Consider the following 20,977-nt stretch of genomic DNA (forward strand, 5'->3'; position numbering starts at 1 on the left):
TGCGAGCGGAACGGGACTGCGGGGACACGGGTCGTGAACTCACGGCGAGGAGGGTACTCGCTGGGCTCAGCCTCCGGCGTAGATCTTGGCGATCGGCGGCCTGCTCCCCGTCGGCGGGATCTTCTGGGTCTGGAGGGCGAAGCCCATCACGTCCCGGAAGACCGGCGCGGCCGCATCGCCACCATAGTGGCTGCCCCGCCTGGGAGCCTGCAGGACGACCTGGACGACGAGCTGAGGATCGTCGGCCGGGGCGAACCCGGCGAAGGAGGCGGTGTAGCCGCCGCCCCGGTAGCAGCCGCAGCGCGGGTTCACGATCTCGGCGGTGCCGGTCTTGCCCGCCACACGGTAGCCGGGGATCTGCGCCTTCGGCGCGGTGCCCTCGCCGGTGGTGACGCCCTCCAGCATGTCGCTGATCTGCCGAGCCGTCGTGGCGCTGATGACCTGCTTGCGCGACGGCGGGGACGCGGGGGTGAACCTGTCGTTCTCGCCGACGGTGCCCGCGATGAGGTTGGGGGTGACGCGCACGCCGCCGTTGGCGATGGTCGCGTAGACGCTCGCCATCTGCACGGCGTTCACCGAGACGGTCTGGCCGAACGCGATCGGGTAGCGGTCGGTGCCCGACCAGCGCGAAGGCGGCTGGAGCAGCCCGGCCGTCTCGCCCGGCAGCGGAAGGCCGGTCTTCTGACCGAACCCGAAGTCGCGCAGCGTCTGGTGGAGTTGCTGGGCGGTGATGTGCTCGCTGGCCATGATGGTGCCGACGTTGCTGGACTTGGCCAGCACCCCGGCGAAGGTGAGCCGCTCGGGCGCGTGGGAGTGCGAGTCGTGGAAGATCCGGTCGTACTTGCGGATCCGGTCGGGGACGAGGAACGCCGTGTCGGGGCGGATCCCGCCCTTCTCCATCACGGCCGCGGCGGTCACGACCTTCCCCGTGCTGCCCGGCTCGTACGCCTCCTGCACCAGGGGGCTTCCCCACCGGTCGGGGTCCGCGCGGCCATAGTCGTTGGGGTCGTAGCCGGGCGCCGACGCCATCGCCAGGAGCCGCCCGTCGCGCGGGTCCATCACGATCACCGTGCCGCCGCGGGCGCCGGTGGCCTTGACCTGCTTCTCGATCGCCCGCTGTGCCTCGAACTGCAGGTCGCGCATCAGCGTGAGCCGGACGCCCTTGCCGGGCACCGACGGGCGGCGCTGGTCCTCGCCCATCGGGATGTGCTGGCCTTCGGGGCTGATCTCGACCTGCTGCCAGCCCGCCCGTCCGGCGAGCACCCCGTTCATGGAGTGCTCCAGGCCGGCGGCGCCCTGCCCTTCTCCGTTCACGAAACCTATGACGCCCGCACCCACCGTGTTGTTGGGGTATTCACGACGGTATTCCGGCAATGTCCCGATGCCGAGGAACTTCCAGGACGTGATGAGCCGCGCCTGATCGGGCCGGACGCCGTGCGCCAGATACACGAACCGGGTGCCGGTCCTGCTGATGGCCTTCATCACCGAGGACGGGTTCAGCCCGAGCGTCGGGGCGAGCGCGTTCACGATCGCCTGCCGCCGCTGCGGCTTGATGACGAACGGGTCCGCGAAGATCGCGCGGGCCTCCACCGTCATGGCGAGCGGATGCCCCTGCGCGTCGGTGATCCCACCGCGGACTGCGGGCAGGTCGATCCGCTGGAGCCGCTGCCGCATCGCCTTCTCGGTGTACTTGCCCGACTCGATCGTCTGGAGTTGGACGAGGCGCCCGGCGAACAGCGACAGCACGAACGCCACGACGAGCAGCCCGACGTTCAGCCGCTTGAGCGGGTCGCGGCGGTGGAAGGGCGTCCGGGTGCGCGGCCGGCGCGTGGGGGGCCGCCGCCCAGATCCCGAGCCCGCGGCAGGGCGAGGCCCACGGGCGCCGCCGCCCTGGCGGGGCTTGGCCGGCGCGGCCGCGCCCGACCTCGACTTGGTGCTCTGATCCTTCTGCGACGCGGTGGCCTTGGGCTCCCGCGCCGCGGGCTTGGACCCCGGCCTGGGTTCGGACCTGACTCCGGTCGTGGAGTCGGACTTGGACCCGGCCTTGGGCCCCGCCTTGGCCCCGGGCTTTGCCGCCGCCTTGGGCTCTGCGGGCTTCGCACCGGACGGCTTCGCGCCCGAGGCCCCCTTCCGGGACGGTGGGACCACGCCGCCGCGCGCAGGGCGGCGAGGCGAGGCGCCCTTCTTGCCCGCGCGGCCGGCGCCGTCCGCCCGGCCTCCGGACGGGCGCGGACCGCCGGTCTGGCGTCCGGTGGTCCCGCGTCCCGGCCTCTTCGTCACCGCGTCACCCGCTCCCCGGTGCTACCGCGCGCCCTCACGGCGCGCCCGTCCCGGCCGGGGCGCCGTGGGCGCGGGGGTCGCCGGGCACGACGGTGCCGGGGATGCCGAGGACGCTGGCGGCGCCCGCCGACGCGGCCGCCGAGTGCGGCACCGGACGGAGCCGGGGACCGCTGGTCTGGCCGGTGTCGCCGTTGACGAACGCCATTCCCTCCCGCGGCCTCATACCGAGGCCCCGGGCCTTGTTCGCGATCGACTGCGGCGAGTCCTCGCGCGCGATCTCCTCCTCGTAGGCCTGCCGCTGCTGTTCGAGCATCTTGTTGCTCTGCTGCAGCCGGGTCAGGGTGAAGGCGTCCTTGGCGAGGACGGTGTTGAGGAGCAGCAGGCTCACCAGCGCGCCGCCGAGCAGCCCGACGATGAGCAGCACGAACGGGGTGCGCGGCGGCGCGTGGCCGGCGGTACGACCCGCCTTGCGGGCGGCCGAGGGCGCGGCCTTCTTCGGCACCGCCTTCTTCGGCGCGGCCTTCCGGGTCTCCGGCTTGGGCGCGGCCTTGGGCACCGTCTTCGCTGGTTCGGGCTTGTCGGGCGCGGGTTTCTTCGTGGGCGCGGTCTTGGCCGGCGCGGTCCTGGTGGGGGCGGCGCCCCCCGCGGACCGTGCCGGGACCTTCTTCTTGGGCGTGGAAGCCGGCGGTCGTCCGGTCGTCGTGGTCATGTCGCCTCCCGGACCCGCTCGGCGGCGCGCAACCGCGCCGATCCGGCCCGTGGGTTGGTCGTGGTCTCCTCGTCGGACGGCGCCTCTGCCCCGCGCGTCAGGAGCCGGAAGCGCGGCTCATGCTCGGGCAGCGGGACGGGCAGGTCCGGCGGGGTGGTGTCGGCCGCCTGGGCGGCGAGGACCTGCTTGGTGATGCGGTCCTCCAGGGAGTGGTAGCTGAGGACGGCGACACGGCCGCCGACCGGGAGGGCGCCGAGGGCCGCGGGCAGCGCCCGGCGCCAGACGTCCAGCTCGCTGTTGACCTCGATGCGCAGCGCCTGGAAGGTGCGTTTGGCGGGGTTGCCGCCGGTACGGCGCGTCGCGGCGGGGATGGCGGTGCGGACGAGGTCGGCGAGGCGGCGGGTGGACTCCAGCGGGGCGCGCTCGCGCTCGCGGACGATCGCCGAGGCGATCCGCTGGGCGAAGCGCTCCTCGCCGTACTGGCGCAGGATCCGCGCGAGGTCTGCGGCCGGGTAGCCGTTGACCACCTCGGCCGCGGTGCGCCCCCGCGTGCGGTCCATCCGCATGTCCAGCGGCGCGTCGTAGGAGTAGGCGAAGCCGCGGTCGGCCTCGTCCAGTTGCGGGGAGGACACCCCGAGGTCGAACAGGACGGCGTCCACGGCGGGAACGCCGAGCCTGCCGAGGACCGCGGGGATCTCGTCGTAGACGGCGTGTTCCAGGTTCACCCGGTCGCCGAACGGGGCGAGCCGGCGCGCGGAGCGCTCCAGCGCGGTGGTGTCGCGGTCGAGGCCGATGAGGCGCAGCCGCGGGTGGGCCGCCAGCATCGCCGCGGCGTGGCCGCCCATGCCGAGGGTGGCGTCGAGGTAGACGGGGGCGCGTCCGGTGACCGCCGCGATCGCGGGGGCGAGAAGTTCCAGGACGCGACCGAGCATGACCGGTACGTGACCGGCCTCGGCCGCGTGGTCTCCCACATCCATGGTTCACCCCCTGCTGTGCTGCCACTCGCTCGCGGACTGCGTGGCATCGCCGGACCGGACCTGTGTCGTCTGTGGGGGACGACCCCCACTCCCCCCGGAACAGGTCGTCTCACACCCCGGCTTCGGCCTCGCCCGGCCAGGTCCCCATCCGCTGCCCTAGAGGAAGATCACCGCGTTTTTCGCGCGGGGGGCCGCCGCCTGGCACCGGGGAAGCTGCGCCAGCTGGCTCGGAGAGCGGCTGGAGACCTGGCCGAACGTGGGCCAGTGCCGGTCAACGGACCGACGAGTCGATTCTCAGAGGATCCCTGGCAACACCTCCTCCGAGACGTCGGAGAACGCCTGTTCCTCCTGCTCCAGGTAGGACTCCCAGGCGCGCGCGTCCCAGATTTCCAGACGCGTGTTGGCACCGATGACCGTGCAGTCGCGGGTGAGCCCCGCGTACGCGCGCAGCGGCGGTGGGATCGTGACGCGGCCCTGCTTGTCGGGGACCTCGTCGGAGGCACTGGCGAAGAAGACCCTGCTGTAGGCGCGGACCGCCTTCTCGGTGACCGGCGCGGCACGCAGAGCCTCGGTGATGCGCTGGAACTCCGCCATAGGGAAGACGTACAGGCAGCGTTCCTGGCCCTTCGTAATCACCAATCCCCCCGACAGCTCCTCGCGGTACTTCGCCGGCAGGAACAGTCGTCCCTTGTCGTCGAGACGCGGCGAATGGGTGCCGAGGAACACCGGCCCCACCTCCCGCGCCGCATGGGGCGCTACTGCTCCCCACGGCGCCCCACTCTACTCCACTCTTCCCCACCGTCAACAAGAAAAACACGCTTCCGGCGATCAGTTCGCTTAGAAAGATGCAGGTCAGATGGGGTGGAGCGGAGTGGGGTGCGCGCGGTGGCCCTCCGCGCGCCGCATCCGGGCGGCGCGACGGCAGGACCGAACAGAACACCTCTGGCGCGGGGTGCGGGGGCACCGGGAGGGACCACGGTGGGGGGAAGTGGTGCCGCTCTTCGGGCTGTGACCGCGATCCCTGTGGAGCACAATGGGCTCGCGTTCCACATGAACATCGCGGTGGGCGTTCCGACAACGTACTGTCGGTTGCGCGGGCACTTAATAAGCGCCGTACCGGCTCGCCGGAAGGCCGGCCCCTCGTTCGGGGGCGGGCCCCGCGAGGGGCCTCCAGGCACACCACGCCGGCCGGGACGGCTGAGGAGGGTTTGGTGGCAGTAGGCACGCATGGCGAGTCGTTCATGGAGGCCGACCCCCCGGCATCCCCGCACTCCTCCCCGCACGGCGGTACGGGCCGTCCGGGGTCGGGCCGTGGTCTGGACGGGCTCGCGCAGGTCGCCAACAAGATCCGGGACGCGGTCGAGTCGGTGATCGAGGGAAAGCCGAAGGTCGTCCGGCTCGCGCTGACGGTGCTGCTGGCCGAAGGGCACCTGCTCATCGAGGATGTGCCCGGGGTCGGCAAGACGATGCTCGCCAAGGCGCTCGCGCGCTCGGTCGACTGCTCGGTGCGGCGGGTGCAGTTCACACCCGACCTGCTGCCCAGCGACATCACCGGGGTGAGCGCCTACAACCAGGAACTGCGCGAGTTCGAGTTCAAGCCCGGCCCGGTGTTCGCCAACATCGTGGTCGGCGACGAGATCAACCGCGCGTCCCCGAAGACCCAGTCGGCGCTGCTGGAGTGCATGGAGGAACGCCAGGTCACGGTGGACGGCACGACCTACGCGCTGGAGCGGCCCTTCATGGTGATCTCCACGCAGAACCCGGTGGAGATGGAGGGCACCTACCCGTTGCCCGAGGCGCAGCGCGACCGGTTCACCGCCCGCATCTCGATGGGCTACCCCGATCCCGCCGCCGAACTGGAGATGCTGGACGTGCACGGCCAGGCGTCGCCGCTGGACCGGCTGACCCCCGTCGCGCACGCCGCCGACGTCCGCGACCTCATCGAGGTGGTACGGCAGCAGCACGTGGCGCAGACCGTCCGGCAGTACGCCATCGAACTAGTCTCCGCCACCCGCAGCCATCCCGAACTGAGGCTCGGCGCGTCGCCGCGGGCCACCCTGCACCTCGTGCGGGCGGCGCGGGCCTACGCGGCGCTGGACGAACGCGACTATGTCGTGCCCGACGACATCCAGGACCTGGCCGTGCCGGTCCTCGCCCACCGGCTGCTGCCGACCGCGGAAGCGCAGGTGGAGCGGCGCCGCCCCGAGCAGGTCGTCACCGACCTCGTGCGCCGGCTGCCGGTCCCCTCCCCCCGGAAGTGACCCGGTGAGGCGAGCGCTTGCCGGTCTCACCACCCGCGGGCGGTCCTTCGTGGCCGCCGGTGTGACCGCGATCGTCTGCGCGTTCGTGCTCGGCGAGCGTGACCTGCTGCGCGCCGGGGTGCTCGTACTGGTGTTGCCGCTGCTGTCCACAGTGGCGGTGTCGCGCACCCGGTACCGGCTCGCGTGCGCCCGGCGGCTGGCCCCGGGGCGCCTGCCGGTCGGCCACGAGGCCCGCGTCGACCTGCGGCTGGAGAACGTGTCACGGCTGCCCAGCGGGCTGCTGATGGTGGAGGACCAGGTGCCCTACACGCTCGGCGGCCGGGCCAGGTTCGTCCTCGAACGCATCGAGCCGCGCGGCTCCCGCGAGCTCGGCTACCGGATCCGCTCGGACGTGCGCGGACGCTACCGGGTGGGGCCGCTGACCGTCCGGTTGGCCGACCCGTTCGGCATGGTGGAGCTCGTGCGCTCGTTCAGCCTGTCCGACCGGCTCACGGTGACGCCCGCGATCGTCGCGCTCCCGGCGGGACGCCTCGCCGGCGCCTGGACGGGCGGCGGCGACAGCGTCGCCCGGGCGGTCTCGGCCGCGGGTGAGGACGACGTCGCCCCGCGCGAATACCGGCACGGCGACGACCTGCGCCGGGTGCACTGGCGGTCCACCGCGCGGTACGGAGAACTGATGGTGCGGCGTGAGGAGCAGCACTGGCAGAGCAGCGGCACGCTGTTCTTCGACACCCGCCGATCCGCGCACTGGGGCGACGGCCCGGGCGGCTCGTTCGAGCAGGGAGTCTCGGTCACCGCGTCCATCGGCGTGCACCTGGGACGAACGGGGATGAGCCTGCGCTACGTCACCGACGCCGGTGAGGTGCTGCGTGCGGTCTCCTCGTTCGACGGGGCCTTCGAGGGTCTGCTGCTCGACCGGCTCGCGGTGAGCGACCGGTCGAAGAACAGGACGCTGACCCATGGGCTGGCGGAGCTGCGCGGCACCCTCGGCAGCGGCCGGGAGGGCGACGGGCTGGTCGTCGCGGTGTTCGGGGCGCTGTCGGCGGAGGAGGCGCGCGCGGTGGCCGCGGCGCGGCGCGGCACGGCGACCTGCGTCGCGGTCCTGGTCGGCGCGGGCGCACCCGAGCCCGGCACCGGGTCAGCGGCGGCAAACGATCCAGGGCTCGATCCAGGGAGCGAAGCGCGCGTCGCGTGCGAGACAGCGGCGGGGCTGCTGCGCGCCGGGGGGTGGCGGGTCGTGACGGTGCGGTCGGCCGCCGAGCTGCCCGCGGCCTGGGCCCAGGCGGGCCGGGCCAAGGACTTCGCCGGAGGCACCTCATGAGGATCCGGATGACGATCATGGCGGGGCTGGCCACGCTGGCCGGGTCCGCCGGGCTGTACCCGTTGTTCGAGAGCACCGGCTGGTTCTGGACCGGGCTCGGCTCGGTGCTGGCCGTCGCCGGCGGCGGGCTGCTCGTCCGCCGCTTCCGGCTGCCGGCGATCGTCAACCCGCTCGGCGGGCTGGCCGCCCTGCTGGTCTACCTCACCGTCGTGTACGCGCGCGACCATGCGTGGCTGTGGGTCATCCCGTCGCCCGCGTCGCTGCGCTACCTCGTCGACCTCGCCGCGGAGGGCTGGGACGCGGCGAACCGGTACGCGGCGCCGGTGCCGCTCGTCCCGGGGATCGCCCTGCTGGCAGCCGCGGGCGTGGGCGTCGTCGCCGTCCTGGTGGACCTGCTGGCCGTGCGGCTGCGCCGCGCCGCCCCGGCCGGGCTTCCGCTGCTGGCGATGTACAGCGTGCCCGCCGCGGTCCGCGACGACGGTGTCGGGTGGATCGCGTTCGGCGTCGGCGCGGCCGGTTTCCTCGCGTTGCTGATGACCGACGCGCGCGAGCACGTCGGCGGCTGGGGCCGGACGGTCACCCGCCGAGCCGATGACGTCCCGGCGCCCGGGGCGCAGCCACCGCCGGAGGAACCCCGGACGCGCCCGGACGCGGGCGCGCTGGCAGCCAGCGGCCGGCGGATCGGCGTCGGCGCGGTCGCGGTCGCGGTGGTGCTGCCAATGGCCGTGCCCGGCATCCACCCGCGCGGCATGTTCGGCCTGGGCGAGGGCTCCGGCGGCGGTACCCAGACGGTGACGACGCCCGACCCGCTCGTCAGCCTGAAGCGGGAGCTGACCCGGGTGGACGACTCGGTGGTGCTCACCTACCGCTCCGACGATGCCGCCGGCCCCGACTACCTGCGCCTGTACGCCCTGGACCGGTTCGACGGCGACCGATGGACGTACACGGCCCTGAAGAGCAGTTCCAAGGACCGGTTGTCGGACCGGGACATCCCCCCGCCGGCGGGTCTGGAGATCGCCGCCACCCATGAGGTGACGACGCGGGTGCGGGTCAGGCCCGAGGTCAGGAACATGACGTTCCTGCCGGTGCCGTACGCGCCCACCCGGGTGTCGATCAAGGGCGACTGGCGGGTGCACCCGGCGTCGCTGATGGTGTACTCGCTGCGCGACTCCGCGGGCGGGCGGTCCTTCACCGTGCGGAGCCTCCGCGCGCAGCCGACCGCGGCGAACCTCGCCTCCGCCGGCGGTTTCCCCTACCCGGCCGAGATCGCCTCGCGCTACACCGCGGTCCCGAGGAACGTCCCGCCGGAGATCAGGGCCCTGGCCCAGAAGGTCACCGCCGGTGCCTCGACCATGCACGGGCAGGCCGTCCGGCTACAGCGCTGGTTCACCGAGACCGGCGGGTTCGTCTATGACCTGTCCGCGCCGGCGCCGCAGCACGGCAGCGACCTGGTCGACTTCCTCCTGCACAGCAAGCGCGGCTACTGCGAGCAGTACGCCGCCGCGATGGCGCTGATGGCGCGGATCCTCGGCATCCCCTCGCGAGTGGCGATGGGCTACACGCCCGGCACCGAGACACGGCCCGGCGAGTGGACGGTGCGCTCGCGTGACGCGCACGCCTGGCCGGAGCTGTACTTCGGAGGCTCCGGATGGGTGCGCTTCGAACCGACGCCCTCCGGTTCGGCCGGTCAGGGCACCGCCACCACGCCCGTCTACAGCCAGCCCGCGGTCCCGGGCGGCGCGCAGCGGCCGGACGGCTCGTCCGACATCCCGTCCTCCTCCCCCACCGACGACCCGACGTCGGCGACCGGTGGCGGGCCCCGGCACCGCGAGGACGACGAGGGCCCGCAGAGCGCCCCGATCGAGGCGGAGAAGGACGGGCGGGGGTTCTCGGCGACACCGTGGCTCGCCGGCACGCTTCTGGTGGGCCTCCTGCTGGCGGTGCCGATGCTGCTGCGGCTGGTCGCGCGGCGGCGGCGCTGGGCGCTGCTGACCCCGCCGCCGTCCGCCGGTCCCGCCGAGCCACGGGCGCCGGTCGCCGCCGACCCCGCGGGCGCCGCGCACGCGGCCTGGCGGGAGATGCACGCCGACGCGCTCGACCACGGGCTGGACTGGCCGCCGAGCGACTCTCCGCGGGCCGCCGCGCGGCGTCTCGGCGAGCTCCTGGAGCTGGACGCGGCGGGCAGCGAGGCCCTCGGCCGCATCGCCCGCGCCGAAGAGCTCGCCCGCTACTCGCGGTCGCTTCCGCCCGCACCCGCGGAGCGGCTGCGCGCCGACGTGCGCGCAGTCCGGGAGGCGTTCGCCGCGTCGGTGGGCCGCCGCGCCCGCTGGCGCGCCCGCCTCATGCCGCCGTCCACCATGGCGGAGGCGAGGGGGACGCTGCGCTCCGTCTCCGGTCGCGCGGCCGAACTGACCGAGTGGCTGAACGGGCTCCCTGCCCGGCTGCGGCGCCGCTGACGCGCGGCGCGGCGGGCCGACCGTCAAGCTGACAGGCAGGGCCCGTGGAAGAGACGAAGCTCACACCAGAGAGGGCCGGAAACCGGGCCCGGAAAGCACGGCGTCCCGGCCCGCAGGGCGGGCCTCACCGGGAAGATCGCGAATCGATGTCGCGCTCGCCCGGGCACGGTCACGGTGTGAGCCGCCCGGCGAGACGTGGGCCGCAACTGCGAAAAACGGTTCAGTCGCCCTCGGTGCGGCGACGCCAGCGCTCCTCCATGCGTTCCATGAACCCCGCCTTGGCGGGACGGCCCTGCCGGCCTCGCTTGGCCGGCTCGTTGCCGATGCCGGTCATGCGCTTCCAACTCGTCAGAGCCCACACGCAGCAGACGACCATCAGCAGGAAGCCCGTCACGCTGACCGCGATCGTGGCCGTCCCGGCGTTGATCACCAGCCCGGCCATCAGGGCACAGACGCCCAGCACGAAGCCGAGGGCGGCCTTGACGATCCGGCGCTTGTAATGGACCTGGGGATTCGTCGAACGGACCGCGTGAGCGAACTTCGGATCCTCGGCGTACAACGCCGACTCGATCTGTTCGAGCATGCGCTGCTCGTGCTCAGAGAGCGGCACGGCGCCTCCCAACGACAGCCCCGCGACGGGGTATCCGGTGCAGGACGGGAACCTCAACGGTGATATGCCCAGAATACGAGCCCCGACGAGCGTACGAAAGCGAACAGCCGACCGAGGACCCCTTGCCGGTCACCTCACCGACCCCTTTCCTCGTGTTCCGCCACCGCCGTCACTCGTGTCCCGCCCGTCCGCGGGACGCATCAGCGAGGCGGGACGGACGGCACCTCGGCCGAACCGGTCCGACACCTGATCTATCGCGCGTTCGGCCTCGCGCCAGCCGGTTTCCGGCTCGTCCAAGGCCAGCTGACGGGGGGCCTCACCGGCGGGACCCAGATTCTCCACCCGAACCCCGACCAGACGGAGTCGTACCCGTTCCAGCCCGGCCCCCTCATAGAGCTCGCATGCTGTGATGTAGATCACACGTGCGAGATCCGTGGGTTCACGGAGCGTGCGCGCGCGGGTGATCGTCTTGAAGTTCGCCATCCGCAGTTTGACGGTGACCGTCCGTCCCGCGTTCCCGGCCCGGCGCAGGCGCGCGCCGACCCGCTCGGCCAGCCGCAGCAGCTCTCGGCGGATCACTTCGGGGTCGTCGATGTCGGTGTCGAAGGTCTCCTCGGCGCCGATGCTCTTGTCAGGGGTGTGCGGGACCACCGCACGGGGGTCGCGCCCCCACGCCAGCTCGTGCAGATGGCTCCCGACCGCGTTGCCCAGCTCCCGCTGGAGCGTCGTGAGCGGCACCTGGGCGAGCTGCCCGACCGTCCGCAGGCCCAGCCGCGTGAGCGTCTGCTCCGTACGCTCCCCCACGCCCCACAGCGCCGCGACGGGCAGCGGGTGCAGGAATCCCTCGACGCCGTCCACGGGCACCACGAGCAGTCCGTCGGGCTTGCAGTGGGTGGACGCCAGCTTGGCGACGAACTTGGTCTCGGCGACTCCCACCGAGCAGGTGATGCCCTGCTGGGCGTGGACCTGCTCGCGGATCTGCCTTGCGATCTCCGAAGGCCGGCCGAGCCGCCGCACCGCCCCCGCCACGTCCAGGAACGCCTCGTCCAGCGACAGCGGCTCCACCAGCGGCGTCACCGACCGGAAGATCTCGAACACCGCCGCCGACACCCGCGCGTACTTGGCGCCGCCGACGGGCAGGACCACCGCCTGCGGGCACAGCCGCCTCGCCCGCGACATCGGCATCGCCGAGTGCACCCCGAACCCGCGCGCCTCGTAGGACGCGGCGGACACCACGCCGCGCGGCCCGGCGCCGCCCACGACGACCGGGCGGCCCCGCAGTTCCGGCCGCTCCAGCAGCTCCACGCTGACGAAGAACGCGTCCATGTCGACATGCAGGATCGCGCAGCCGGTATCGTCGGCCGGCGGACCGGGCTGCGGGCCCGGCCGGTGCAGTTGCTGCTTGCGGCTCACGCGGCCTCCCGCGGGGGGCCGAGCCCCCACGCGCCCCGGTTCGCCCCGCTCATGAGACCGGCTTGTCGGCCACCAGGTGCAGCTGGGTCGCGAGGTCCCGCAGCACGGGGTGGACGGCCGCGACGGACTCCAGCGCGATCAGCGCCTCGGCCGAGTCGGCGTCGGCGTCGGCCAGGCCGCTCGGCACGAGGTCGGCGAAGATCCGGACACCGTGCAGTTCGGCGACCCGCAGGCCGGCGCCGCGCACCAGCGACGACAGCGTCTCCCGGGTGAAGCGGCGGGGCATCCGGTCGCCCTCGCCCCAGCGCCCGGACGTGCCCGTGAGCACCCGGCGGGCGTCGTCGAAGTGCCCGGCGATCGCCCGGTGCAGGGCCGCGGCGACCTGCCCGGCCGTCAGCAGGCTGACCGAGCCGCCCGGACGGACGGTGCCGGTCAGCGCCGTCATCGCCGCCGCGGGATCGTCGACGTACTCCAGCACGCTGTGGCACAGCACCAGGTCGGCGGCGTCCGGACCGAGCAGGTCGGGCAGGTCGATCGCGTCGCCCTGGAGGGAACGGACCCGCACCCCGGACTCGGCGGCGCGGCGTTCGAGCGCGGCCAGCGCGTCGGGGTTGGAGTCGACCACGGTGACGCGGTGGCCGAGCTCGGCGAGCGGCACCGCGAACCCGCCGGTGCCGCCGCCCACGTCCACGACGTCGCGGGGGCCGTCCTCGGGGGCGATGCGATCAAGAACGGTGCGCAGCGCATCCCACAGGACGGCGTTGCGCACCCGGCCGCCGCCTCGCGGCCGCTTCTGCTGCCGCCCGTCCACGGCCACTCCTTTAACGTCGCTCATCCCCGCCCACCCTAGCCGTCTCCCGCCCCAGACCGGGCGGGAAGCCGCCGGGCGTGCGGAGCGGGGGCGCGGCGAGGCCGCGGACGGGCCGGGCCGGGAATCAACTACAGCGTCAGGGAGGGCTTGAGCTGCTGGAGCCGCGACAGCAGGCCGTTGACGAAGCGCGGGGACTCGTCGGTGGACAGCTCCGTCGCCAGCCCGACCGCCTCGCTGACGGCGACGCCGTCGGGGACGTCGTCGACCCACAGCAGCTCGTAGGCGCCCATCCGCAGGACGTTGCGGTCGACGACGGGCATCCGATCCAGCGTCCACCCCGTGGCGTAGGTGGCGATCAACTCGTCGATCCGCTCCCGGTGTCCCTGCACGCCCTCGATCAGCCGGACGGCGTGTGAGTACTCGGCCAGCTCGTCCTGGTTGGGCCGGCCCCGTGCCGCCAGCACCGCGGTCGGCTCCTCCTCGCGCAGCTCGGCGGCGAAGAGGATGTCCAGCGCGAGTTTTCGAGCCTTGGTCCTGGCGGCCATCAGCCGCGGCCGAGGTACTCGCCGGAACGGGTGTCGACCTTGACCTTCTCGCCGGTGGTGATGAACAGCGGCACCTGGATCTGCGCGCCGGTCTCCAGCGTGGCGGGCTTGCTACCGCCGGTGGAGCGGTCGCCCTGCAGACCGGGCTCGGTCTCGGTGATCTGCAGGACGACGGCTGCCGGGAGCTCGACGTACAGGGGGTTCTCCTCGTTGAAGGCGATCACGGCGTTCTGCTCGGGGAGCAGGTAGTCCGCGGCGGTGCCGACGACGGCCCCGGGGATGTGGGGCTGGTCGTAGGTCTCGGTGTCCATGAAGACGAAGTCATCGCCCTCGCGGTAGAGGTACTGCATCTCCCGCTTGTCGACGCTGGCCACATCCACCTTGGTGCCGGCGTTGAAGGTCTTGTCGACGACCTTGCCCGACAGCACGTTCTTGAGCTTGGTGCGGACGAACGCGCCGCCCTTGCCGGGCTTGACGTGCTGGAACTCCTGGACGGTCCACAGCTGGCCGTCGAGGTTCAGCGTCATGCCGTTCTTGAGGTCGTTCGTCGTCGCCACTGCGTCATTCTCCCGGTCGCGGTCCCGCGCGCTCTACAGAACGAGCAGGTCCCTGGTCGTCGTGGTGAGGAGTTCCGGGCCGCCCGCGCGGACCACCAGTGTGTCCTCGATACGGACCCCGCCGCGGCCCGCGAGATAGACCCCCGGCTCCGCCGTGATCGGAACCCGATCCATCAGCCTACCGGTCCTGTCGTACCCCATGAGCGGTGCCTCGTGGATCTCCAGGCCGACACCGTGCCCGAGCCCGTGGGTGAACGCCTCGCCGTGCCCGGCGGCGCTGATGATGTCGCGGGCGGCGGCGTCGACCGCCGTGGTCTCGGCGCCCGGGACGGCGGCGTCGACGGCGGCCCGCTGCGCCTCACTGACCAGGGCGTATACGTCCCGCTGCCACCCCGCCGACTCGCCGATCGCGACGGTGCGGGTCATGTCGGCGTGGTAGCCGCCGTACCGGGCGCCGAAGTCCAGGGTGACGAGGTCGCCCGCCTGGAGCTCGCGGCCCCCCGGATGGTGGTGCGGGATCGCGCCGTTCGGGCCGGAGGCGACGATGGACTCGAACGCGGGGCCCTCGGCGCCGAGATCGACCATCCGCCGTTCCAGGGCGATGGCGACGGCCCGCTCGGTGACCCCGGCGCGGATCTCGGGGAGGAGGTCCTCGAAGGCGCGGCAGGTGATGGCGCACGCCTCCCGCAGCAGCGCGATCTCCTCCTCGTCCTTGACGAGGCGCAGGTCCTCGACGAGGCGGCCGAGGTCGAGGAGCGCGACGTCGGCCCGCGCCTTCAGCTCCTCGTGGCGCTCGACCGTGAGGTTGTGGGCCTCGAAGCCGATCCGGGTGAGGCCGATGCTCTCGGCATGCGCGGTCAGCGCGGCGGCGACCTGCCGGTCGACGATGACCCGGAGGTCGGGGCAGACCTCGGCGGCCATCCGGGCGTAGCGGCCGTCGGTCGCGAGCACGGCGGGGCCCTCGGCCGGGACGAGCAGCGCCGCGTTCGAGCTGTCGAGGCCGGTCAGGTAGCGGACGTTGACCAGGCGGGTGACCAGCAGCGCGCCCGCGTCCCGCTCGGCGACGAGCGCGGCCAGCCTGCGGCGCCGTCCGGTGTGCGACTCACCCATGACACGACTCTATTACCGCGCGCCCGGCCGGCGTCTCGCCGCGGCGGCCCATCGCCGGGGGTCACAGGTCGTCGGCCATCTCCCTGACCTTCTCGATCAGGGCCAGGCGGCCCTTGTGATCACCGGCGATCGGCGTGACGTTCAGCGTGGTGACGCCGGATTCCTTCATCGCGGCGAGACGCTCGCGGACGTGCCCCTCGGAACCGATGAGCGACATCTTCTCCAGCAGCTCGTAGGGGACCTTGGCGGCGGCCTCGTCCTTCTTGCCGTCGAGATAGAGATCCTGGATCTCCTCGGCCTCCTTCTCCCATCCGTAGCGGCGGCAGAGGTCGTTGTAGAAGTTCTTCCCCCTGGCGCCCATCCCGCCGATGTAGAGCGCGGCCATCGGGCGGCCGAACTCCAGGAGACCCTGGACGTCGTCGCCGATGGCGAGCGGGGCCTGGCCGACGACGTCCAGCTCTCCGAGGGACGGGTCACGCCTGGCCCTGCCCGCGGCCAGCGACGCGGCCCACACGTCGGCGGCCCGCTCGGGCAGGTAGAAGATCGGCTCCCAGCCGTTGGCGACCTCGGCGGTGAGCTCGACGTTCTTCGGGCCGATCGCGGCCACCAGGATGGGGATGTCGGGGCGCACCAGATGATTGATGATCTTCAGTGGCTTGCCGAGGCCGGTGCCCTCGCCCGCAGGCAGCGGCATCGTGTAGTACCGGCCCTCGTGGCGCAAGATCTCGCGGCCCCACACCTTCCGGCAGATCTCGATGATCTCGCGGGTGCGGCCGAGGGGAGCGGTGTAGGGCACGCCGTGGAACCCCTCGATGACCTGGGGGCCCGAGGCGCCGATGCCGAGCGTGAACCGCCCGCCGGAGACGTAGTCGAGGCCGGCGGCGGTCTGCGCCAGCGCGGTCGGTGTCCGCGAGTAGATGTTGAGGATGCCGGAGGCGATCTCCACGCGCTCCGTCTTCGCGGCGATGTAGCCCATCTGGCTCACCGCGTCGAAGCTGTACGCCTCGGCGACGTACACGATGTCGAGGCCGGCCTTCTCGAAGTCGGCCAGTTCCTCGACGGCCTCCTTGAAGCCTTCCGAGTACTTCAGCGCCATCCCGATGCGCATGCCGGCATCCCTTTCCTCAACCGAATCTGATTCAGCCGACCGTAGCCGAGTGGTCCCGTCAGGAGAACACCGGGCCACGCAGCGCCTCCAGCGCCGCCCGGTACATCTCGCCGCGGATCTTCCCCACGACCGTGCCGTCCTTGCCCGCCATCGACGCGGCCAGCCCCGTCGCGGCGGGCAGGACGCCGTCCTCGGCCGCGACGTGCTGGACGATCCCCGCGTCCCGCGCCTGCTCGGCGGTGTAGCGGCGGCCGGTGAGCATCGCCTCGTGCGCGGTCGCCGCGGACAGCCGCGCCTGGATCAGCGCGCCCATGCCCGGCGTGAAGCTCATCCCGAGATCGACCTCGGGCAGGCAGAAGTACCCGCGGTCCTCGCGCATCACGGCGAAGTCGTGCGCGAGGGCGAGCATCCCGCCGCCCGCGAACGCGTGCCCGTTGACGGCGGCGACCGTGGGCATCGGCAACGACAGCAGCCGCGCGTAGAGGCCGTGGACACGGCGCAGGTAGTCCTCGAACCGGTCCTGGTTGGCGCCGAGCCACTCCAGATCGAGCCCGTTGGAGTAGAACTTGCCGGTCCCCGTCGTCACCAGGGCGCGTGGCCCCTCGCCCTTCTCCACGGTGTCGAGGGCGCCTTCGACGGCACCGAGGAACTCCGGGCCGAAGCGGTTCTCGCCCGCGTCGAACCGCAGCACGAACACGTCCTCGGCACGCTGGAGGTCGATCACGAAGGTCTCCTTCATCCGTTTCCGGAACTGACCTTACTAGCTGGTAACGCTGACTATGACGGATGTCATGGTCAACCGAAGAACCATATGATGAATGTCATAATCAAGGCATGGGGACCGACAGCCGGGAACGCATGGTGCGCAGCGCCGTCTACCTCTTCCGCGAGCGCGGGTACAGCGGCACAGGGTTCCGCGACGTCATCGCGCACAGTGGCGCGCCGCGCGGCTCGATCTACCACCACTTCCCCGACGGCAAGGCACAGCTCGCCGAGGAGGCCGTCCGCTACGCCGGGGAGTTCCTCAACGCCGGCATCCTCGCCGCCACCGAGGGCGGCGACGCGGCGTCCGCGGTGGACGCGTTCGTCGGCTGGTGGCGGCAGGTACTGATCAAGAGCGGGTTCCGGGCGGGCTGCCCCATCGTCGCGGTCACCGTCGAGTCGAACGACGACGCCCCGCAACTCGCCGCCGCCGCTGCCGCCGCGTTCGACCGCTGGCAGGACACCCTGGCCACCGGCCTCGGCAACGCCGGCGTCCCCGACGACCGCGCGGCCCGGCTGGCCCGGCTGATCGTCGCCGCCGTCGAGGGCGCCACCATCCTCTGCCGCGCCCACCGCGACGTCGCCCCCCTGGACGACGTGGTCAAGGAGCTGAAGTTCTACTGCGCCGACCTCGGCGTCGGGCGTTGAACGCCCTCCTTCAACGGGCGTCGCGGCAACCGCTGCATCGCTTCCGGCTCGCCCCAGAGGGCTCGCTTCGCGATCAGTTCCTCGCAAGCTCGGAACTGGCGTCGCACGCGATCGCGGCCTGTAGGTCGACGCCAGTTCGGGCGAGAACCACGCCGGATTGCTCAGGTGAGTTCGTTCTTGGACACCAGGTCTGCGATGGCTTGGAGGGCCAGGACGTAGGAGGTCATGCCGAAGCCGGCGATGGTGCCGGTGGCCACGCCCGCGACCACGGAGGTGTGCCGGAACTCCTCGCGCGCCGCCGGGTTGGAGATGTGCACCTCGATGAGCGGCGCGGTGCGCTGGGCGAGGGCGTCGCGCAGCGCGTAGGAGTAGTGGGTGAACGCGGCGGGATTGACCACCATCGGGAGCCGCTCGTCGGCGGCCTCGTGGACCCAGCGGATCATCTCCGCCTCGTCGTCGGTCTGGCGGACCTCGGCGTGCAGGTCGAGGCGCCGCCCGGCGTCGCGGCACAGCGCCGCGAGGTCGTCGAACGTGGCCGTCCCGTAGACGTCGGGCTCACGGATTCCGAGGCGGCGCAGGTTGGGGCCGTTCAGGACGAGCACGCGGGTCATCGGGCGACCTCCCGGTACGCGGCGGCGAGCAGGTCCTCACCCGGGCCTTCGAGGCGTCCGGGCTTGGCGAGACCGTCCAGGACGACGAAGCGCAGCGTGGCGCCTCGCGCCTTCTTGTCGATCGTCATGGTGGCGCGCAGGCCCGGCCATTCGGCGCCGTAGGAGACCGGCAGGCCCACGGACGTGAGCACGGCGCGGTGCCGTTCGACGAGGCCGGCGGGCAGCCGCCCGGCGAGGCGGGCGAGTTCGGCCGCGTAGACCATGCCGATGGCGACGGCGTGGCCGTGCCGGAACCGGTAGTCCTCGGCCTTCTCGATGGCGTGGGCGAGCGTGTGCCCGTAGTTGAGGATCTCGCGGAGCCCGCTCTCCCTGAGGTCGGCCGACACCACGTCCGCCTTGACCTGGACGGCGCGCTCGACCAGCTCGCGGGTGTGCGGGCCGTCCGGGGACGCGGCGCCGGCCGGGTCGGCCTCGACCAGCTCCAAGATCTTCGGGTCGGCGATGAAGCCGGCCTTGATGACCTCGGCGAGGCCGCTGATGTAGTCCTCGCGCGGCATCGTCACCAGCGTGGTGAGGTCGCACAGGACGCCTGCGGGCGGGTGGAACGCCCCGACGAGGTTCTTGCCCTCGGGGATGTTGATGCCGGTCTTGCCGCCGACCGCCGCGTCCACCATGCCGAGCAGCGTGGTCGGGACGAGCACCGCCCGCACCCCGCGCAGCCAGGACGCGGCGGCGAACCCGGCGAGGTCGGTGGTGGCGCCGCCGCCCACGCCGACGACCACGTCGGTGCGGGTCATGCCCGCGGCGGCGAAACCCGACCAGAGCCCGGCGAGAACGCCGGCCTCCTTGGCGGCCTCGCCGTCCGGGACGGGGAAGGCGTGCACGGTGAGCCCGGCCCTCTCCAGCGCCCCGCACACCGGCCGCGCGATCTCCGGCAGGCCTTCGGCGTGGACGACGGCGACGGCGCGGGCACGCTCACCCGCCATGGCGGGCAGCTCGCCCAGCACACCCGTCCCGACGACCACGTCGTAGGGGTCGGCGCCGCCGACGCGGATCCGTGAGCCGCTCATGGTCCGAGCACCTTGACGATCTCCTCGACGATGTCCGCGGGTTCGCGGCCGTCGGTGTCGACATGCAGGGTGCCGAGCCGCTCGTAGACGGGCAGCCGCTCCTCCAGCAGCTTGCGCATCTGGCTGCGCGGGTTCAGGACCAGCAGCGGCCGCGCCGACGCGAGACCGACTCGCTTGATCGCCTCCGACAGCCCGACCCGCAGGTAGACGACGGTGTGCCCGGCGAGCAGCTCCTGGGTCTGCGGCGCGAGGACCGCGCCCCCGCCGAGCGCAACCACGCCCTCATGCTCGGCCAGCGCCGCGGCGACCGCGGCGCGCTCCAGCTCACGGAAGCGATCCTCACCGTCGTCGATGAAGATCTCACCGATCGGCTTGCCCGCCGCCGCCTCGGTGTCGGCGTCGGTGTCGCGCAGCGGCACGCCGAGCCGCTCGGCCAGCGCGGTGCCGATCGTGGTCTTGCCCGAGCCCGGCGGCCCGATGAGGACGGCCTTCGGTCGCGTCATGTCCACTCGATTCGGAGGGTCACTTGATCGTCAGCGAGGACACGTAGCCCCGCATGTTCCGGGCGGTCTCCTCGGCGGTGTCGCCGCCGAACTTCTCCAGCGCGGCGTCGGCCAGGACCAGCGCCACCATCGCCTCGGCGACCACGCCGGCCGCGGGCACGGCGGTGACGTCGCTGCGCTGGTTGATCGCCTTGGCCGGCTCGCCGGTCCGCACGTCGATGGTGTCCAGCCGCCGCGGGACGGTCGAGATCGGCTTCATCGCCGCCCGCGCCCGCAACACCTCGCCGGTCGTCATGCCGCCCTCGACGCCGCCGGCGCGGTTGGTGCGGCGGCGGACGCCCTCGGGGGTGCCGTCGATCTCGTCGTGCGCCCGCGAGCCGCGCCGCCGGGCGGTGGTGAACCCGTCGCCCAGCTCCACCCCCTTGATCGCCTGGATGCCCATCAGGATCCCGGCGAGCCGCGAGTCGAGCCGCCGGTCCCAGTGGACGTGGCTGCCGAGGCCGGGCGGCAGCCCGTACGCCAGGACCTCCACGACCCCGCCGAGCGTGTCCCCGGCTTTCTTGATCTCCTCGATGTGCGCGACCATCGCCTCGGACGCGGCGGGGTCGAAGCAGCGCACGGGACTCTCGTCCACCCGGCCGAGATCGCCGGGCCCGGGCAGCACCCCCGCGGGCGCCTCGACCTCGCCGAGCACGATCACGTGGCTGAGGACGTCGACGCCGAGGGCCTGCTTGAGGAACGCCTTGGCGACGGTCCCGAGCGCGACCCGCGCCGCCGTCTCCCGCGCGCTCGCCCGCTCCAGCACGGGCCGGGCGTCGTCGAAGCCGTACTTCTGCATCCCCACCAGATCGGCGTGCCCGGGCCGCGGCTGCGACAGGGGCGCGTTCCGGGCCTGCGCGGCGAGGGTGTCGGCGTCGACGGGGTCGGCGGCCATCACCGTCTCCCACTTGGGCCACTCGGTGTTGCCGATCTCGATCGCGATCGGCCCGCCCTGGGTCACCCCGTGCCGGATCCCGCCGAGGATCCGCACCTCGTCCTGCTCGAACTTCATCCGGGCCCCCCGCCCGTGCCCGAGCCGCCGGCGGCGCAGTTCCTCGGCGATGTCCGCCGAGGTCACGCGCACACCGGCCGGTAGGCCCTCCACGATCGCGGAGAGGGCCGGGCCATGGGACTCACCCGCGGTCAACCAGCGCAGCATGGCTCAGATCCTATTGACTCCCCGCCA

General features: G+C 72.8%; 20 protein-coding genes. 4 read left to right on the top strand and 16 right to left on the bottom strand.

Annotated features, from left to right (window positions below; translation table 11 throughout):
- Window positions 1-66: 66 nt before the first annotated feature.
- The 4 genes from AMA02S_RS26830 to mraZ all read right to left on the bottom strand — a co-directional run bounded on the left by AMA02S_RS26830 (window position 67) and on the right by mraZ (window position 4,692).
- Window positions 67-1,776: a peptidoglycan D,D-transpeptidase FtsI family protein gene (locus tag AMA02S_RS26830; protein WP_501162064.1), complete on the bottom strand. Its 1,710-nt coding sequence runs from the start codon at window positions 1,774-1,776 to the stop codon at window positions 67-69.
- Between the two features lie 538 nt (window positions 1,777-2,314).
- Complete coding sequence (ftsL, locus tag AMA02S_RS26835; RefSeq protein ID WP_067462885.1) at window positions 2,315-2,989, bottom strand: cell division protein FtsL; 675 nt, start codon at window positions 2,987-2,989, stop codon at window positions 2,315-2,317.
- Window positions 2,986-3,966: a 16S rRNA (cytosine(1402)-N(4))-methyltransferase RsmH gene (gene rsmH, locus AMA02S_RS26840; protein WP_067462888.1), complete on the bottom strand. Its 981-nt coding sequence runs from the start codon at window positions 3,964-3,966 to the stop codon at window positions 2,986-2,988. The genes ftsL and rsmH overlap by 4 nt, the downstream gene beginning before the upstream one ends.
- 294 nt (window positions 3,967-4,260) lie before the next feature.
- Window positions 4,261-4,692 carry a division/cell wall cluster transcriptional repressor MraZ gene (mraZ, locus tag AMA02S_RS26845; RefSeq protein ID WP_067462891.1) on the bottom strand — a complete coding sequence of 144 codons (432 nt, stop codon included), beginning with the start codon at window positions 4,690-4,692 and terminating at the stop codon, window positions 4,261-4,263.
- Between the two features lie 515 nt (window positions 4,693-5,207).
- On the opposite strand from mraZ, the gene AMA02S_RS26850 reads away from it, so the two are divergent.
- The 3 genes from AMA02S_RS26850 to AMA02S_RS26860 are packed head-to-tail and all read left to right on the top strand — an operon-like array spanning window position 5,208 to window position 10,004.
- Window positions 5,208-6,227: an AAA family ATPase gene (locus AMA02S_RS26850; protein ID WP_084265627.1), complete on the top strand. Its 1,020-nt coding sequence runs from the start codon at window positions 5,208-5,210 to the stop codon at window positions 6,225-6,227.
- A gap of 4 nt (window positions 6,228-6,231) precedes the next feature.
- Entirely contained in the window at window positions 6,232-7,548 is a 1,317-nt protein-coding gene (locus tag AMA02S_RS26855; protein ID WP_067462892.1) for a DUF58 domain-containing protein, read from the top strand.
- The gene (locus AMA02S_RS26860) at window positions 7,545-10,004 is read left to right on the top strand and encodes a transglutaminase TgpA family protein (protein ID WP_067462895.1); all 2,460 of its coding nucleotides are present in this window, start codon (window positions 7,545-7,547) and stop codon (window positions 10,002-10,004) included. The genes AMA02S_RS26855 and AMA02S_RS26860 overlap by 4 nt, the downstream gene beginning before the upstream one ends.
- Before the next feature lie 220 nt (window positions 10,005-10,224).
- Here the strand turns inward: AMA02S_RS26860 and AMA02S_RS26865 are convergent, their stop codons facing one another.
- The 8 genes from AMA02S_RS26865 to AMA02S_RS26900 all read right to left on the bottom strand — a co-directional run bounded on the left by AMA02S_RS26865 (window position 10,225) and on the right by AMA02S_RS26900 (window position 16,882).
- Entirely contained in the window at window positions 10,225-10,614 is a 390-nt protein-coding gene (locus AMA02S_RS26865; RefSeq protein ID WP_067462898.1) for an SCO2097 family morphological protein, read from the bottom strand.
- A 129-nt stretch (window positions 10,615-10,743) separates the two neighbouring features.
- Complete coding sequence (locus tag AMA02S_RS26870) at window positions 10,744-12,027, bottom strand: DNA polymerase IV (RefSeq protein WP_067462901.1); 1,284 nt, start codon at window positions 12,025-12,027, stop codon at window positions 10,744-10,746.
- 49 nt (window positions 12,028-12,076) lie between these two features.
- The gene (locus tag AMA02S_RS26875; RefSeq protein ID WP_084265629.1) at window positions 12,077-12,862 is read right to left on the bottom strand and encodes a methyltransferase domain-containing protein; all 786 of its coding nucleotides are present in this window, start codon (window positions 12,860-12,862) and stop codon (window positions 12,077-12,079) included.
- A gap of 104 nt (window positions 12,863-12,966) precedes the next feature.
- Window positions 12,967-13,383: a transcription antitermination factor NusB gene (gene nusB / locus AMA02S_RS26880; protein ID WP_067462904.1), complete on the bottom strand. Its 417-nt coding sequence runs from the start codon at window positions 13,381-13,383 to the stop codon at window positions 12,967-12,969.
- Entirely contained in the window at window positions 13,383-13,940 is a 558-nt protein-coding gene (efp, locus tag AMA02S_RS26885) for an elongation factor P (RefSeq protein ID WP_067462907.1), read from the bottom strand. Before efp ends, nusB begins: the two co-directional genes overlap by 1 nt.
- Before the next feature lie 33 nt (window positions 13,941-13,973).
- Entirely contained in the window at window positions 13,974-15,050 is a 1,077-nt protein-coding gene (locus AMA02S_RS26890; protein WP_067462910.1) for a M24 family metallopeptidase, read from the bottom strand.
- 61 nt (window positions 15,051-15,111) lie between these two features.
- Window positions 15,112-16,158, bottom strand: coding sequence for an LLM class F420-dependent oxidoreductase (locus tag AMA02S_RS26895; RefSeq protein ID WP_067462913.1), 1,047 nt, complete (start codon window positions 16,156-16,158; stop codon window positions 15,112-15,114).
- 58 nt (window positions 16,159-16,216) lie between these two features.
- The gene (locus AMA02S_RS26900; RefSeq protein WP_084265660.1) at window positions 16,217-16,882 is read right to left on the bottom strand and encodes an enoyl-CoA hydratase-related protein; all 666 of its coding nucleotides are present in this window, start codon (window positions 16,880-16,882) and stop codon (window positions 16,217-16,219) included.
- A gap of 110 nt (window positions 16,883-16,992) precedes the next feature.
- On the opposite strand from AMA02S_RS26900, the gene AMA02S_RS26905 reads away from it, so the two are divergent.
- Window positions 16,993-17,568, top strand: a complete 576-nt coding sequence (locus AMA02S_RS26905) for a TetR/AcrR family transcriptional regulator (protein WP_067462919.1) — start codon at window positions 16,993-16,995, stop codon at window positions 17,566-17,568.
- A gap of 161 nt (window positions 17,569-17,729) precedes the next feature.
- Here the strand turns inward: AMA02S_RS26905 and aroQ are convergent, their stop codons facing one another.
- Genes aroQ through aroC form a run of 4 tightly spaced genes read right to left on the bottom strand, consistent with a single transcriptional unit; the run spans window position 17,730 to window position 20,950 of the window.
- Window positions 17,730-18,179 carry a type II 3-dehydroquinate dehydratase gene (gene aroQ / locus AMA02S_RS26910; RefSeq protein ID WP_067462922.1) on the bottom strand — a complete coding sequence of 150 codons (450 nt, stop codon included), beginning with the start codon at window positions 18,177-18,179 and terminating at the stop codon, window positions 17,730-17,732.
- Window positions 18,176-19,249, bottom strand: coding sequence for a 3-dehydroquinate synthase (aroB, locus tag AMA02S_RS26915; RefSeq protein ID WP_067462925.1), 1,074 nt, complete (start codon window positions 19,247-19,249; stop codon window positions 18,176-18,178). Before aroB ends, aroQ begins: the two co-directional genes overlap by 4 nt.
- Window positions 19,246-19,752 carry a shikimate kinase gene (locus AMA02S_RS26920; RefSeq protein ID WP_067463515.1) on the bottom strand — a complete coding sequence of 169 codons (507 nt, stop codon included), beginning with the start codon at window positions 19,750-19,752 and terminating at the stop codon, window positions 19,246-19,248. Before AMA02S_RS26920 ends, aroB begins: the two co-directional genes overlap by 4 nt.
- Before the next feature lie 19 nt (window positions 19,753-19,771).
- Window positions 19,772-20,950, bottom strand: coding sequence for a chorismate synthase (gene aroC / locus AMA02S_RS26925; protein ID WP_067462928.1), 1,179 nt, complete (start codon window positions 20,948-20,950; stop codon window positions 19,772-19,774).
- Window positions 20,951-20,977: the final 27 nt, after the last annotated feature.

This window comes from Actinomadura macra NBRC 14102 (assembly GCF_001552215.1).
GTDB classification, from domain to species: domain Bacteria; phylum Actinomycetota; class Actinomycetes; order Streptosporangiales; family Streptosporangiaceae; genus Spirillospora; species Spirillospora macra.